Here is a 14,167-nt window from a genome sequence, read left to right as displayed (position 1 = left end):
TAGACCACTTCAGCGTGACGGGTCGAAGAGCGGGACGTCAACGGACGAATCGGACGTCGGGGCAGCGAACAACGAGGTGGCCCCGGCAAGGGTTTTCGTCGCCGCGTCGTACCTGACCGGAGCGAGGTCGTGGCCTGCGCCCTCGATGTCGACGAGCAGTGTAGGTGCCGGGACGAGCGCGAGCGCAGCGCTCAGCTCGGCAGTGGTGCCGAACGGGTCCTTCGTGCCGTGCACCAGCACAGCCGGTGTTCGCAGTTCCGGAAGGTGCTGGGTACGAACCTTTTCCGGCTTGCCCGGCGGGTGCAAGGGGTAGGACGTCAGCACGAGCCCGTCGACGAGGCCCGGTCGTTCGGCCGCGATCATCGACCCTTGCCTGCCACCGTAGGAATGCCCACCGAACGCGATGAATCCGTCTGTCTCGGCGCGGAGGCGTTCGACGGCAACGGAGATACCGAGCCGGTCCTCGGCCGAGCGGGACGGGTGCGGCGGTCCTTTGGGTTTGCGTACCCGAAAGGGAAGGTCGAACCTCAGCACCGTGAACCCGGCTGCCGTCCATACTGCGGCGATGCGTTGCAACAGCGGCGACTCGCAGTTGCCGCCCGCACCGTGGGTGAGAGCCAGGCCGCCCCGTGACGGGATCGCGGGCGTGTGCAGAAAGGCGACACCCCCGCCGAGATCGATGTCGGCGGGGGCGTCGGGACCTTCGGGTTCAGGCATCGTTCGAGGACGTTACCTTTTCCTGGTTGTCGGCGTGATCCGTGGCGGAATCGTCATCGGAGCCGGCGGAGTCCCGGTCGTCGGCGTCCACCATCTCACCGTTGTCGTCGACCATGTCCGCGAACGCGGTGCCGGCGACGGTCCCGTTGGTTCCCGGAAGGGCCACGGTGGGCCGGGCGCCGGGTCGATACCGGTCGTCGAGGCCCTCGACGGACTTCTTCGCTTCCTCCAGGGTGGCGTCGTCGACTGTGGGTTCGCTCTGAGCTTCGTCCGACACGTGAGTGTCCTTCCGTCGAAGTGTGTGCGTCATCTCCACTGTGCACTTCTATGGCGTGAATCACCACATTTGATTCGTCAAGCACAAAAAAGACCCCCTCGAAAGGGGGCCTTCGTTGTGTTGCTGTGGTGCGCGATACTGGGATTGAATTAGTTCACTGCGGTACTGGCAACACGTCCCACGACCTGCAAAATAAGGCTCTGACATGCATATTCAATGGCCAGTATCGCGGCGCAGAACTGTGCACGAATATCTACCGATATAGTCTGACGTGGTGCAAACGTGGTGCAAAACAGGCAGGGGTGAGTGGTAATGGCGGGGGTTAAGGGCAGGACGCAACGCGGTTTCGGGCGACTACGGCAGTTCCGGAGCGGTCGCTGGAAAGCGAGCTACACCGGGCCGGACGGGCGGCTGTACGACGCGCCCGCAACGTTCGCGGCCAAGATAGACGCCGAGGCGTGGCTAGTGGACCGCCGACGAGAAATCGACCGCGAGTTGTGGTCACCGCCGACCGACGCCGCGACGGCCAAGGCCAAGCCCGTTGCGTTCCGTGAGTACGCCGAGGATTGGATGACCCACCGCGACCTCAAGCCGCGCACGCGTGAGCATTACCGAAAGTTGCTCGACGCGCACGTGTTGCCGACTCTCGGCGCACTACCCCTGGCGTCGATCACACCCGACGACATTCGCGGTTGGTACACCGACCTCGGCACCGGCACACCGACACTGCGCAGTCACGCCTACGGCCTCGTGCGCACAGTCCTGGCCACCGCCGCCAGTGACGGGAAGATCACCACCAACCCGTGCCACATTCGCGGGGCCGGTTCGGCCAAGCGGGTCCACAAGATTCGGCCGGCCACCTTGGCCGAGTTGGAAACGCTCACCGGGTCCATGCCCGCGCCGTATCAGGCCATGATCCTGTTGGCGTCGTGGTGCGCTCTCCGGTTCGGTGAACTCACCGAGCTACGGCGGCACGACGTCGACCTCACAGACGAGGTGATCCGCATACGGCGGGCCGTGGTGCGAGTCGACGGCGCGTTCGTGGTCGGTGACCCCAAGAGTGAGGCGGGTAGCCGCGACGTGGCCATACCGCCCCACCTCGTGCCGGTGCTCTCGGCGCACCTGGCCGAGCACGTCGGCCCCGACCGCAACGCCTTGTTGTTTCCTGCGCAGCATGGCGGCCACTTGGCACCGGCCACGCTGTATCGGCGGTTCTACACGGCCAGGGGCAGGGCGGGACGCGACGATCTACGCTTTCACGACCTGCGCCACACCGGTGCTGTGCTCGCCAGTGCTACGGGTGCGACTCTGGCCGAACTCATGGGCCGCCTCGGTCACTCGACCCCCGCCGCCGCGTTGCGGTACCAGCACGTAGCCGGTGGCCGGGACAAGGCAATAGCGGCAGCGTTGTCGGCGTTGGTCAATCCGCCTCATGCGTAATCAAACAGTGCCGCAACGTATCTCGTCGTTTGACGACTAGTGCACAGGCGTGTAGACCTATGGGCACGGGTTCACAGGCCCGCCGGTAGCGGCAACGCCACCAATACACACACGACGTCGGACACGGGAGTACCGGTCACCAAAAGCGGATCACACCGCGCCGGGAAACGCAGTCAACCACGCCAGTGTCGGTAAGCCCGCCTGTGGGGCGCTCCGACAGGTGATTGGTCTCATCGACCACACCTGTCTAGGAGCGCCGCCATGGCCCGCAAACTCATCACTCAACAGGCCGCCGCCGATCAACTCGGCGTCGGTGTATCCACGATCCGCCGGTGGCTGGCCGCCGGAAAGCTCGACGGGTTCAAGCTTGCCGGTCACGGTATCCGGATCGACTCTGCCAGTCTCGACAAATTGCTCACGCCGATTCGTTCCGCACGGTGACCAGCCCTGTGTACGCCTCGATTGCGTTGTGGGGCAGTGTGTTCGGCTACTTCGTCGAGTACGCCGCCAAGGCCAGACGTGCCGCCCGTGTCCAGCGAGCGCAGTGAACGCGCCAAGTATTTCGACGCCCGCCAAGCGACCAGCAACACCCCTGGAAATGCCGATGCCCTCGGGGACCAACCGAGGGCACTGGCCGAGCTTGAGAGGCAATCTCATGGATGACACCTACGATACCCCCGACCCCGTGATCGGCCTTGTTTCGTCGCTACGTGCATTGCGCATTGCCCCGCCGGTCGAGGCATCAGCGTTCGAGCTGCGCGCCGGGACGGTGGCGCAGTGGCGCAAGCATTGGAACGACGGCGCACCGGCCCCGACCATCACCATGGCCGCCACGGTGACGCCCGTGGTCGACCTCGACTCGGGCGAACTGTACGAGGCGTTAGAGAGCGTCGAGGACGACGCCGAGGCCCTGGCCCGCGTGCACGACGCATGGATACGACACCGGCGGTACCTCGGCACGAGCGTCGGTGAGGCCGAGGCCGTATTCACTCGTCAACTCGACATTGCCCGCCACGTCGTCGATCACCACGGGGCGGCGTGATGACCAGAGCATACGAACCCGCGTGGTATCAAGCCCTCGACGCCCGCCAGCAACGTCGGGCCATGCGGTGGGTTCGCGGTGAGGGCGACCGTCCTGCGTTCCTGCCCGACCACGTGGTGCGGCCAGTACCCAAACATGCACCGCCGCAGAAGGATACGAGGTACAACCCGGCGGCGTCACCGCCCTCGGAATCCCTCGACGCCATGGTTGCGCGCATGGCCAGCGGGAAGAAAGCCGACAAGCTTGCGACCGCCCGCGCCCACGCCGAGGCCAAGGTGGCCGGGGCCATGCGGTCGCGGGCCGACCTGGCCACCATGCCCGCCCTAGAGCCGTTGGTCGACGGGTTCCTGTACCTCGACACCGTGGCCCGCCTCGTCGGCCCGCCCGGTAGCTACAAGTCGTTCCTGGCCCTCGATTGGGCGGCCTCGGTTGCCACCGGCACGCCGTGGCACGGCCAGGCCGTTGCGCAGGGCGGGGTCGTGTACCTCGTGGGTGAGGGCGTGCGCGGGATCGACGCCCGGTTGACCGCGTGGGAACGCCACCGCCTCGACGGCAAGCCCGCCGAGGTCGAGGTGTTCGACGGGATCGTCGACCTGGCCGCGCCGCAGTCCGACGCCGCCGAGTGGGTGGCGCTGGCCCGTCTGTTGTTCTGGCGTAAGCCCTCGTTGATCGTCGTCGACACACAGGCCCGCTACACACCCGGCCACGAGGAAAACAGTTCGACCGATATGGGCATCCTCGTCAACAACCTCGACGCGTTGCGACGGGGGACCGGGGCGTGCGTGTTGCTCGTACACCACACCACCAGGGGCACCGAGCACGCCCGGGGGTCGACCGCTATCGAGGGCGGCGTGCAGACCGAACTCGTGATGACACCCGGCAAACGAGGCACGGTCAAGCTCAAGACCGAAAAGCAAAAGGACATCGAAGAACCCGAGCCGGTCGAGTTGCACGCCGTGGCCGTCGAGGGCATGACGTCGATAGTGCTCGACTCGGCAGACCTCGGCGTGGACCCGCTCGACCTACCGGCGACCGAGCGCGTCAACGCCACCTCACCGATCTACGAGCGGTTGGCGCGGGTCATCGTCGAGACGTTCAACCACGGCACGACGGGGTGCACCAAGGTCGAGGCCAAGTCGGCACTACAGGCCGACCACGAACTCAAGATCACCGGTGACACCCGCACCGTGGGCAAGCGGTTCCCGCAGGCGTGGTCGACCTTGGAGGCCCGAGGGCACCTCGAAATGATGACCAGCGCCGCCACCGGCAACCCGGTCATGCGGTACAAGATCACCGCCGCCTATGCCGCCGAACTCGACCTCGGTGAGGCATGAAAACACCCGCGCCGAGGGTGCCCGTTTGGGTGCCCGCCGCCCCTGCCCGCCGAGGGTGCCCGCCGGTGCCCGCCACTCGCAACGAGTCCGGTGGTTTGCGCAGGTCACCGGTGGTGCCCGCCGGTTGCCCGCCGGTGCCCGCTGGCAATGCCCGCCAAAAGTGCCCGCGCCCCCTCTCTATAGGGGGCGGGCAATGGGGCATCGAATGATTTTCGATTACAGAACCCGACCCCGATTGTGGGGCGCTGGCACCGGTCGATCACCGCCCACGGCACCGGCAACGAGACCGCCTCGGGGCATTGGCCCCGGCAACCCAACCACCGGACCCGACGGGTCCACCGAGCGACAGGAACCAACCCATGAGCGTCACCGTCAACAACGAGGCCGACCGCCTCGGCCTACTCATTGCCCTCGGTATGTCCAACGCCGCCGACGCCGACGACCCCACCGCTGACGTACTCGGTGAGGCAGTCGACCAACTCTCGACCGGCGACGTGCCGCACGGGGAGGTCATCGTGGCCTTGGCCCGTCGATACGTTGCGGTCATGCGCCGTGCTCACGGTGCCGAGGGTGCGGCCCGCATGTTGCACGCACAGTTGGCCGCCACGCACATGGTCGAGGACGCGTGACCATGGCGCGGCGTACACACGACCCCCTCGACGGCAAGATCAAGCGGCAGCGTGAGCCTAGGGCGCAGAATCGCGGGTACAGCGGCACGGCGCGTGAGGATCGGTTCGACGCCAAAGATGCACGGCGACTGGCGGCCAGGGACGAGGCCCGTAGGGCTATCCGGCGTATCCTCGTCGAGCAACACGGCCCCGACGCCGTGGCACCTTGGCCAGAGGGTGACGACCTCGGTGCATAAACATGCATAACCAGACCGACCGTGGCTCGTGGTGCCACGGTCGGCGGTGGTGTGACAACAATCACGCAGTCGGTTCGGCTCTCTCGACCGCTCACGAGGGGGTGGGGTCGGAATTGTTGACGTCTCGCCGCTGGTGCACCCCCCTCTCTCGGGCTTTATCTGCGTGCACAGATCGGCGCGGCAGTGTGACCCACGCGCACCGCGCAATGTCAAGTGAGCACCGTCGTCGACGTGACACCGGGTGTCACGACACGGTGTATGGAAATCCGTTGCAATGCATGACTATCGGGTATGGTGGGGGTTGCTGTTCCTTTCGTCAGGAAATGCAGGTGAGTGATAGGTCGGGTACTTGCGCACCCGTCGGTGACGCCGGGGTCGTTTGTGGAGACGACCCCGGCGTTTCTGCTTTCGACGTCCACACGAAAGGGGTTGTGTCACATGGCCGCACCCGTCAAGCCCACCGCCCTCAAGTTGATCGGCGGTCGAGGCCCCGGCCATGACTCGGCGGGCCGCAAGGTCGTCACCGTCCCGTCGGCCCGTGAGGCCCCGCCAATGCCCAAGGGCCTACCTCGTGAGGCGCAGGCCGAGTGGAAACGCGTTGTGCCCCTACTCGACAAGCTGCGCGTGTTGGCCGGTGACCTGCACCGAGGCGTCCTCGTGCGGTACTGCACCGCGTGGGCCGAGTTTCACGAGCTGCGCGCCGACGTGGCCAAGCAGGGCCGCACCGAGTGGGTCACCGTGCGCAACAGTGCCGGTGACGAGACGACGAAACGTGTTGTGCGCCCTGAGGTCAAGATGCTGGCCGACGCCCGCGCCGAGGTGCACCGCCTCACCGGCGAACTCGGGCTATCTCCCGCCACCGAGGCCAAGGCATACGCCTCAGCGCAGACCACGGCGGCTATGGGCGACGGCGGCGCGGTCAACCCGTTTGCCTACGGGGCGACGACGTGACCGGCCTCGATGACGTGGTGCGCCGATACGAGGCGGCGGCCCTGGCCCTCAAGTTCGACGGCCAGGACACCGACCCCAACGCCGACAACCCACGCGTGTGGGCAACGTTGGGCCTCGGCGCGGTCAAGATCGCATGGGGGTACCAAGGCGATTTCGAGCGGTGCGTGGCCTTGTTGAGGCCTCACGTCGACCGCCCTGAGGGCCTGTGCGCCAGCTACCACCGTGACCTGTTCGGTGAGGTGCCCAAACGGGCCACGCAGGCCGCCAAGCCTGACCTACCCGACGGGTGGGATTTCGACGCCGAGAGCGTTGAGGACGCCCTGCCGACACCCGACGACGAGGGGTCGACCGATGAGTGAGACGACGACCGAGGACGTCACCGAGGCGGTCTACGCCGCCGGTGTCGACCGCACTGGCCGGTGGTGGGTCACCGCACCCGACGGGGCCACGGCCTACCGATTCGGTGGCGGGCCGAACGGGGCAGGGGCGGCCAGGGCCGCCGCGCAGCGGGCGAACGACGGCGGTGCAATCGGTGTGCCGCCGTGGCCGTCGGTACCGCCCGAGGTGCGCCCCGGCAACGAGTCGGTCGAGGTTCCGATGCGCGGTAGTGACGTGCTCGACGACGACACCCACGAGGGCACCACGCGCGCCGCCGCCGACGGGTGGGACGAGACGCTGTGGAAACGGCGGGGGTTCTAGGCGTCACTGCGGTGTCACCGCCGCGTCACGAGGGGTAGCGTTACCCTTGCAGCACAACGGGATTGGCCCTGTAGGGTCGACGGTGCGTTGATCGAAGCCATACGCAAGGGTCACGCCGGATCGTCGGCGGGGGCATCGGCGGGCCGTGGGTATCGACGCCCCTGCCATACGCCAGGGTCACGCCGCCGATGCTGGCGGCGGGGGCATAGGTGGGCCGTGGGGATTCACTCGAAACCGTTGTGCCACAACAGTGGCCGTGAGTCCTTAGGACGTCTCCCATGAGAATCAAGCTCGACGCACTACGCGCCGCAATCAAGGCCGCCGACGACAACTCGGCGGGAAGCCTCGTCGAACGCCGGTCGGCGCTTATCACCGAGGGTCAAAAGGTGTTGACCGAACTCAAGTCACTCGACGACCCCGAACCCGAGGCAATCGAGGCGGCCAAGGCGGGGGCCGACGCCATTACCCGCATCGACGGCAAGATCGAGGCCGCCCTCAAGTCGTCGGACGTCATGCACCGCCTCGGTAAGTCCAACCCTGAGGGCGGGAACAGGTACGCCGGTAACGCCGGTGTGCAGTACCTCGGCCTCACGACGCCGGGTGGCGTCAAGGCGGCGGCGGCCACCCTCGTCAAGGGCATGGCTGGCCCCGATCCGTTGGCCAAGGCACTCGTACCGGCGGGCAGTGCCACCGGCGACATTCCGATGATCGGTATTTACGAGCGGCCCGACCTGCCAACCACGATCCTCGACCTGTTGCCCATGAGCCCCGTGGCGTCTCATTTCTCGTACATGCGTGAGGTGAGCCGCGAAGATAACGCCGGGGTCGTGGCCGTCGGTGAGGAAAAGCCTCGCTCCGACTACGCAATCGAGCGGGTCGAGGATCACTTGCGCGTCGTGGCGCACCTGGCGGGGCCGGTCGACAAGTACGTGCTCGAAGACTCGGCGGCGGTGCAGGCGTTCCTAGAACGGCGCATGTTGCACGGTCTGCGCCTCGGTATCGAGGACGCCGTATTGGTCGGTGACGGTGCCGTGTCGGCGGGGCCGCCTCGGGTCGACAACGTGCGCGGCATCCTCAACGACCCGGCCATCCAATCGAGGCCGTTTGCGGTCGACCTGTTGACCACGCTGCGTAGGGCAATCACCGACCTCGAACGACTCGGCCACGTGGCGCGGGGGATCGTGCTCTCACCCGACGATTGGGAAATGCTCGAACTCACCCGCCGTGAGGGTGACGGTGCGTTCGACCTCGGCTCCGCCAATCTCCCGGTGGACCGCGCCAAGCGTCTCGTGTGGGGTGTGCCGACAGTGACGAGCAACGTCCTACCGGCCAAGACCGGCACCGTGCTCGACACCACGGCAATCGAGTTCGTCGGTGACGGGCGTATCTCGGTCGACTGGAACCCGTACAGCGGGTTCTCTCGCAACGAAATCGAGGTGCGCACCGAGACGCGTATCGGCGTCAACCTCACGAGCCCCCTCGGCGTCGTCGAGGTGGGCACGAGGGCGTAAACCCTTGTGACAAAACACCGCCCCGGCCTCGTGTGAGACCGGGGCGGTGTTGTGCGTGAGGCTATGTCTTGAACGTCCACATGGCCTCATGGTCGCCCTCGGGGTGTATCGACCGCCATTCCACGTGCAGAACGAGGCCGCCCGAGGTCTTGAACTCGAACGACGCGTCGGGTTCGACGGGGCTTACCGAGTGAACAACCTTGTTGCTTTCGTGTTCGCGCAACGAGACCATCGCGGCCTTGGCCCCGGTGCGGTTGGTCAATCGAACCTTGGTGCCGCTCACGGCCTCGTAATCCCATGGTGCTGCGGTCATATATTGCCCTTTCCTGGCGGGTACCGACCTCGTGGTTGGCACGGCCAAGCCTAAGAGAACGACCCGACAGAACTTTTAAGCATGTGCACGGCGGCATGGGCAGTCCATCATTACGACGGGGGCTGTTGTCGTTGCTTGCCCCTAGGGTTCTCGATATGGCAAATACGGGGAATCAAAAAGTGGTGAGGTGGCTGGCTGGCGGCGCGGTCGTGTTGCTCTGCGCGGTGGTCGGTGTGTGGGGGATCATCGCCGGGTGGGGTGTCGACGTGTGGAGCGTGGTCGGCACATGGGTGGCCAGTGTTGGCACCGTCGCGGCTGTGGTGGTCGCCCTACTTCAGTCTGCGCAAGCACGGGAAGACGCGGAAGCAGGGGCACTTGAGGCCGAGCGTTTGAGAGTCGCCGACGCCGACGCTGCGGACGCAAGGTTGGTTCGAGAACTCGACGCGGTGCGCGAACGGGCACGTGAGGACCGTGACGCGGCCCAGCTAAGACTAGAGGCCGAGTTAGCTCGATCCGAGGAGCTGCTGACCCGCGAGCTTGACGCTCAGCGGAGGCAAGAGCAGGTTGCGACGTTGCCGCCCATTTTCGAGGCAATCGCGGAGGTGGCCGGATTCCCGTGGACCGAGTTCAAGGCGTTGAAAAAGCACGCGGGCTGGCGGGCGCAGAACACACCCCTAAACGCTCAACAGGTTGCACAAAACATTTCCGATGCTGGTAGACCGTGGTTACTACGCCTAGTGGCCCTTGAACTCGTATTCACGCCAGCGTTTGTGACGCTTGTTGAACCCGAGGTCGAGCGGGCTGTTCGTACCCTGTACGTCGATTACCGGGCGGTCGTCTTTATGGCTAGCGAGGCCCTAGACAAGCTCGTAGGCGGGCTCGAAGAGCCCGATTTCGAGGCAATTAGTGAGCAATTCTCCAAGATTCATGGACAACGTAAGCCGCTGATAAACCTCGTGCGGCAACAGATGCTAGGACTCGGCCCTATCGTGGACCCGAGTACCGAGGTGCAAACCACCCGATAGCTCGCACTCGGTCCATAACTGCAACCCGCGTGCGTTCGCGGTAGGTAATGCCCCGGCCTCGTATGAGACCGGGGCGGCGGCCTGCGTGGGGGTGTGCGCCACCAACGTGGGGCAAACGTGGTGCAGACGCAAGAAAGGCCCCCTCGAAAGGGGGCCTGACCTGGTCCTGCTGTGGTGCGCGATACTGGGATTGAACCAGTGACCTCTTCCGTGTCAGGGAAGCGCTCTCCCGCTGAGCTAATCGCGCGTGTCCTCGCATCGGCCTTGCGACCGACGCACTTGCGAGGTGGAGACGGGAATCGAACCCGTGTGCACGGCTTTGCAGGCCGTTGCCTCACCACTCGGCCACTCCACCATGGGTCGAGACCCTCGAGCGGATGACGGGATTCGAACCCGCGACCCTCACCTTGGCAAGGTGATGCGCTACCACTGCGCCACATCCGCATACCCCGGAGCCGTTCACTGCTGGGCAGTTGCTGTCTCCGTGGTGCGGGGAAAACATTAACCCAACGGGAGTGAAACTCACAAATCTCGTGGTCAGCCGCGGAATTCGACCGATCGGCCCATGTGAATGATGTGAAAGCAGAGGCGGAACGAGTCCAGTGGAGGTAGTCCATCGACGAATTCGATGATCGGGCAGGCGATTCGGTTCGCCGCGGCACCTCGTGTTAATGTTTTGCCTCGTTCGGTCCCGTGGCTCAGTGGGAGAGCGTCCGCTTCACACGCGGAAGGTCGCTGGTTCGATCCCAGCCGGGACCACAGAAAAGAAGGCCCGCACCGCTCGTCGGTGTGGGCCTTCTTGCGTTCGAGGCCGGTAACCTGGGTCGGTGAGCACCGAAGAGACGAAGCCGCAGGCCGTCGACGACCAGGGTCCGATGGACACAGCCAAGGTGAAGCATCGGCGCTTCCGGGCGCGCATCGCCGAGAACAAGTCGCTCGATCTCGCGTACCGGATAACGATCGGTGTCGTCGGAACGGTCGTGCTGGTGCTGGGTGTACTCGCCATTCCGTACCCGGGGCCCGGGTGGCTGATCGTGTTCGCGGGTCTGGGCATCCTGGCCTCGGAATTCGCGTGGGCCAAGAGTGCGCTGCGGTTCGTCCGCAAGAGATACGACGCATTCATGGCGTGGTTCTCCAAGCAATCGATGTTCGTCAAGGGCCTCGGCGTTCTGTTCACCACCGTGGTCGTGCTGGCCACGCTGTGGCTGCTGGGAACGTTCGCGTTGGTCGGAGGGTGGATCGGGCTCGACTGGACGTGGCTCGAAAGCCCGATCTGACGTCACGCGTCGCGCTGAGGCCAATCGAGTGGACCGATGCCGATAGGCTGTCGGAGGCCTTCCTGGCCAGAAGAACCGATCGAGGAGTACATCGCTGTGAGCATGCCCGTTGTCGCCGCTGTTTCGCCCGCCCGCATCATGGTGCCGGCCGGAACCACGGCAGGTACGGCGCTCCGCGACACCGGCCTGCCCAACAAGGGACCCGACGCGATCGTCGTCGTGCGCGATCCCGACGGCAAGCTCCGTGACCTGTCATGGGCACCGCAGGGCGACACCGAGGTCGAGCCCGTTCCGGCGAACACCGAGGACGGACGAAGCGTCATCAGGCACTCGGCTGCGCACGTGCTGGCGCAGGCCGTTCAGGATCTCTTTCCCGACGCCAAGCTGGGCATCGGACCGTTCATCAAGGATGGCTTCTACTACGACTTCGACGTTCAGCAGCCGTTCACTCCCGAGGATCTGACGGCCCTCGAGAAGAAGATGAAGCAGATCGTCAAGGCCGGACAACGTTTCTCACGTCGGGTGTACGAGTCGGTGGAGCAGGCCCGTGAGGAGTTGGCTAACGAGCCGTACAAGCTCGAGCTGATCGACGACAAGTCCGGCATCGACGATCCTGAGGTCATGGAGGTCGGCGGGGGAGAGCTGACCGCCTACGACAATCTCAATCCCCGGACCGGCGAGCGCATCTGGGGCGATCTGTGCCGCGGACCCCACATCCCCACCACCAAGTACGTGCCCGCGTTCAAGCTCACCCGCAGTTCGGCCGCCTACTGGCGCGGCAATCAGGACAATGCAGGCCTGCAGCGCATCTACGGAACGGCTTGGGAGTCTGCCGAAGCGCTCGATGCGCATCTCGAACTGCTGGCCGAGGCGGAGCGTCGCGATCACCGCAAGCTCGGATCCGAGCTGGACCTGTTCAGCTTTCCCGACGAATTGGGCTCCGGTCTTCCGGTGTTCCATCCGAAGGGTGGTGTGATCCGCAACGAGCTGGAGAACTACTCCCGCCAGCGGCACATCGAAGAGGGCTACGAGTTCGTCAACACCCCGCACATCACCAAGGGCCATCTCTACGAGGTCTCGGGTCACCTCGATTGGTACCGGGACGGCATGTTCCCGGCGATGCACCTGGACGCCGAACTCGACGAGAACGGCGACGTGCGCAAGCCCGGCCAGGACTACTACCTCAAGCCGATGAACTGCCCGATGCACAACCTGATCTTCCGCTCTCGCGGCCGTTCGTACCGCGAACTGCCGTTGCGCCTGTTCGAGTTCGGCTCGGTCTACCGCTACGAGAAGTCCGGCGTCATCCACGGTCTGACCCGGGTGCGCGGGATGACCCAGGACGACGCGCACATCTTCTGCACCCGCGAGCAGATGCGCGGCGAGCTCACCAGCACCCTCGAGTTCGTTCTCGGGCTGCTCAAGGACTACGGCCTCGACGACTTCTACCTCGAACTCTCCACTCGCAACCCGGAGAAGTCGGTCGGCAGCGACGAGGTCTGGGAAGAAGCGACCAACACCCTCGCCGAGGTGGCGGCTGCGTCGGGCCTGAACCTGGTGCCCGATCCGGGTGGTGCGGCGTTCTACGGACCGAAGATCTCGGTACAGGCCAAGGATGCGCTGGGGCGTACCTGGCAGATGTCGACCATTCAGCTCGACTTCAACCTGCCCGAACGCTTCGAACTCGAATACACCGGCTCGGGCGGAACCAAGGAACGCCCGGTGATGATTCACCGCGCGCTGTTCGGATCCATCGAGCGCTTCTTCGGAGTGCTCACCGAGCATTACGCGGGCGCGTTCCCGGCCTGGCTCGCACCGGTCCAGGTCGTGGGCATCCCGGTTGCCGAGGTCTACCAGGACCACCTGTTCGCGGTGGTGAACGAGCTGAAGAAGCGTGGCGTACGCGCCGAGGTCGACGCGAGTGACGACCGGATGCAGAAGAAGATCTTCAACCAGACGGCGCAGAAGGTTCCCTTCATGCTCCTCGCCGGCGAACGCGACGTCGAAGCCGGTGCCGTGAGCTTCCGATTCCGGGACGGCACTCAGGTCAACGGCGTCCCGGTGGCGCAGGCCATCACCGTCGTCACCGACTGGATCTCCCAGCGCAACAACGCATCACCGACCGCCGAGCTCGTGCAGACCGAACCCGCAGGAGTGAGCTGATCATGTCGGAACAGGACGAGTCGATCGTCGTCACCGGGGCCGGTGAGCCCGATCGGCTGCAGCGACTGTGGACGCCGCATCGGATGTCCTACATCGCCGAGGCTCCTCAGGGCTCGGCGAAGTCGAACGAGCCGTTCTCCGACATCCCCAAGATGAGCGACGAGGACGGTCTCGTCGTCGCACGAGGCGAATCGGTGTATGCGGTCCTCAACCTGTATCCGTACAACCCGGGCCACGCGATGATCGTGCCGTACCGTCGCGTCGCGGCACTGGAAGACCTCACGCCCGCGGAGAGCGCGGAACTGATGGCCTTCACGCAGCAGATGATTCGCGTCATCAAGCGAGTGTCACGTCCGCACGGGTTCAACGTCGGGCTCAACCTCGGAGCTGCCGCGGGCGGGTCCTTGGCCGAGCATCTGCATCAGCACATCGTGCCCCGGTGGGGCGGCGACGCGAACTTCATCACCGTGATCAGCGGCGCAAAAGTGATGCCGCAGCTGCTCCGCGACACTCGGGCCCTGCTGGCGTCGGCCTGGAACGAATGAACCACAGG

17 protein-coding genes and 4 tRNA genes are annotated in these 14,167 nt (G+C 65.4%); 15 read left to right on the top strand and 6 right to left on the bottom strand.

Annotated elements, in window-relative coordinates; all coding sequences use genetic code 11:
* Positions 1 to 9: 9 nt before the first annotated feature.
* Both CH306_RS22485 and CH306_RS22480 read right to left on the bottom strand, forming a co-directional pair.
* A complete protein-coding gene (locus CH306_RS22485; RefSeq protein WP_094647975.1) occupies positions 10 to 717 on the bottom strand; it encodes an alpha/beta hydrolase family protein in 708 nt (235 codons plus the stop codon).
* Positions 710 to 994: a hypothetical protein gene (locus CH306_RS22480; protein WP_256981236.1), complete on the bottom strand. Its 285-nt coding sequence runs from the start codon at positions 992 to 994 to the stop codon at positions 710 to 712. Before CH306_RS22480 ends, CH306_RS22485 begins: the two co-directional genes overlap by 8 nt.
* Positions 995 to 1,306: 312 nt before the next feature.
* Here CH306_RS22480 and CH306_RS22475 point away from each other — a divergent pair, with 312 nt between their 5' ends.
* The 10 genes from CH306_RS22475 to CH306_RS22430 all read left to right on the top strand — a co-directional run bounded on the left by CH306_RS22475 (position 1,307) and on the right by CH306_RS22430 (position 8,836).
* The gene (locus CH306_RS22475; protein ID WP_094647974.1) at positions 1,307 to 2,434 is read left to right on the top strand and encodes a tyrosine-type recombinase/integrase; all 1,128 of its coding nucleotides are present in this window, start codon (positions 1,307 to 1,309) and stop codon (positions 2,432 to 2,434) included.
* 261 nt (positions 2,435 to 2,695) lie between these two features.
* A complete protein-coding gene (locus tag CH306_RS22470; RefSeq protein ID WP_094647973.1) occupies positions 2,696 to 2,875 on the top strand; it encodes a helix-turn-helix domain-containing protein in 180 nt (59 codons plus the stop codon).
* Positions 2,876 to 3,089: 214 nt separating this feature from the next.
* Entirely contained in the window at positions 3,090 to 3,476 is a 387-nt protein-coding gene (locus tag CH306_RS22465) for a hypothetical protein (protein WP_094647972.1), read from the top strand.
* Positions 3,476 to 4,810, top strand: a complete 1,335-nt coding sequence (locus CH306_RS22460; RefSeq protein WP_094647971.1) for an AAA family ATPase — start codon at positions 3,476 to 3,478, stop codon at positions 4,808 to 4,810. The genes CH306_RS22465 and CH306_RS22460 overlap by 1 nt, the downstream gene beginning before the upstream one ends.
* Positions 4,811 to 5,169: 359 nt before the next feature.
* On the top strand, positions 5,170 to 5,439 hold the full coding sequence (locus tag CH306_RS22455) for a hypothetical protein (RefSeq protein ID WP_094647970.1): 270 nt from the start codon (positions 5,170 to 5,172) through the stop codon (positions 5,437 to 5,439).
* Positions 5,440 to 5,441: 2 nt separating this feature from the next.
* Entirely contained in the window at positions 5,442 to 5,675 is a 234-nt protein-coding gene (locus tag CH306_RS22450; RefSeq protein WP_094647969.1) for a hypothetical protein, read from the top strand.
* Positions 5,676 to 6,113: 438 nt separating this feature from the next.
* Positions 6,114 to 6,626, top strand: a complete 513-nt coding sequence (locus CH306_RS22445; RefSeq protein ID WP_094647968.1) for a phage terminase small subunit P27 family — start codon at positions 6,114 to 6,116, stop codon at positions 6,624 to 6,626.
* Positions 6,623 to 6,985, top strand: a complete 363-nt coding sequence (locus CH306_RS22440) for a hypothetical protein (protein WP_094647967.1) — start codon at positions 6,623 to 6,625, stop codon at positions 6,983 to 6,985. Before CH306_RS22445 ends, CH306_RS22440 begins: the two co-directional genes overlap by 4 nt.
* Positions 6,978 to 7,325 carry a hypothetical protein gene (locus tag CH306_RS22435; RefSeq protein WP_094647966.1) on the top strand — a complete coding sequence of 116 codons (348 nt, stop codon included), beginning with the start codon at positions 6,978 to 6,980 and terminating at the stop codon, positions 7,323 to 7,325. The genes CH306_RS22440 and CH306_RS22435 overlap by 8 nt, the downstream gene beginning before the upstream one ends.
* A gap of 278 nt (positions 7,326 to 7,603) precedes the next feature.
* A complete protein-coding gene (locus CH306_RS22430) occupies positions 7,604 to 8,836 on the top strand; it encodes a phage major capsid family protein (protein WP_094647965.1) in 1,233 nt (410 codons plus the stop codon).
* 61 nt (positions 8,837 to 8,897) lie between these two features.
* On the opposite strand, the gene CH306_RS22425 is transcribed toward CH306_RS22430, so the two are convergent.
* Positions 8,898 to 9,149: a hypothetical protein gene (locus CH306_RS22425; protein ID WP_094647964.1), complete on the bottom strand. Its 252-nt coding sequence runs from the start codon at positions 9,147 to 9,149 to the stop codon at positions 8,898 to 8,900.
* Between the two features lie 155 nt (positions 9,150 to 9,304).
* Here CH306_RS22425 and CH306_RS22420 point away from each other — a divergent pair, with 155 nt between their 5' ends.
* A complete protein-coding gene (locus CH306_RS22420; protein WP_143545352.1) occupies positions 9,305 to 10,174 on the top strand; it encodes a hypothetical protein in 870 nt (289 codons plus the stop codon).
* A 172-nt stretch (positions 10,175 to 10,346) separates the two neighbouring features.
* On the opposite strand, the gene CH306_RS22415 is transcribed toward CH306_RS22420, so the two are convergent.
* The 3 genes from CH306_RS22415 to CH306_RS22405 form a co-directional block, all read right to left on the bottom strand.
* Positions 10,347 to 10,421 (bottom strand) — tRNA-Val (locus CH306_RS22415).
* A 37-nt stretch (positions 10,422 to 10,458) separates the two neighbouring features.
* Positions 10,459 to 10,529: transfer RNA gene (locus CH306_RS22410), tRNA-Cys, on the bottom strand.
* A gap of 17 nt (positions 10,530 to 10,546) precedes the next feature.
* Positions 10,547 to 10,618: transfer RNA gene (locus CH306_RS22405), tRNA-Gly, on the bottom strand.
* 243 nt (positions 10,619 to 10,861) lie between these two features.
* Here CH306_RS22405 and CH306_RS22400 point away from each other — a divergent pair.
* From CH306_RS22400 to CH306_RS22385, 4 genes are all read left to right on the top strand, one after another.
* Positions 10,862 to 10,933: transfer RNA gene (locus CH306_RS22400), tRNA-Val, on the top strand.
* A 116-nt stretch (positions 10,934 to 11,049) separates the two neighbouring features.
* Positions 11,050 to 11,451 (top strand): TIGR02611 family protein, encoded by a 402-nt coding sequence (locus tag CH306_RS22395; RefSeq protein WP_094630114.1) that lies wholly within the window; start codon positions 11,050 to 11,052, stop codon positions 11,449 to 11,451.
* A 102-nt stretch (positions 11,452 to 11,553) separates the two neighbouring features.
* Entirely contained in the window at positions 11,554 to 13,614 is a 2,061-nt protein-coding gene (gene thrS / locus CH306_RS22390; protein ID WP_032397952.1) for a threonine--tRNA ligase, read from the top strand.
* Between the two features lie 2 nt (positions 13,615 to 13,616).
* Complete coding sequence (locus CH306_RS22385; protein WP_032397953.1) at positions 13,617 to 14,159, top strand: HIT family protein; 543 nt, start codon at positions 13,617 to 13,619, stop codon at positions 14,157 to 14,159.
* The last annotated feature ends 8 nt before the right edge of the window (positions 14,160 to 14,167 follow it).

The organism is Rhodococcus sp. 15-725-2-2b, assembly GCF_002259075.1.
Lineage (GTDB): Bacteria > Actinomycetota > Actinomycetes > Mycobacteriales > Mycobacteriaceae > Rhodococcoides.
The sequence above is the reverse complement of the archived record's forward strand: the minus strand, read 5'-3'. Positions and strand labels throughout refer to the sequence as shown.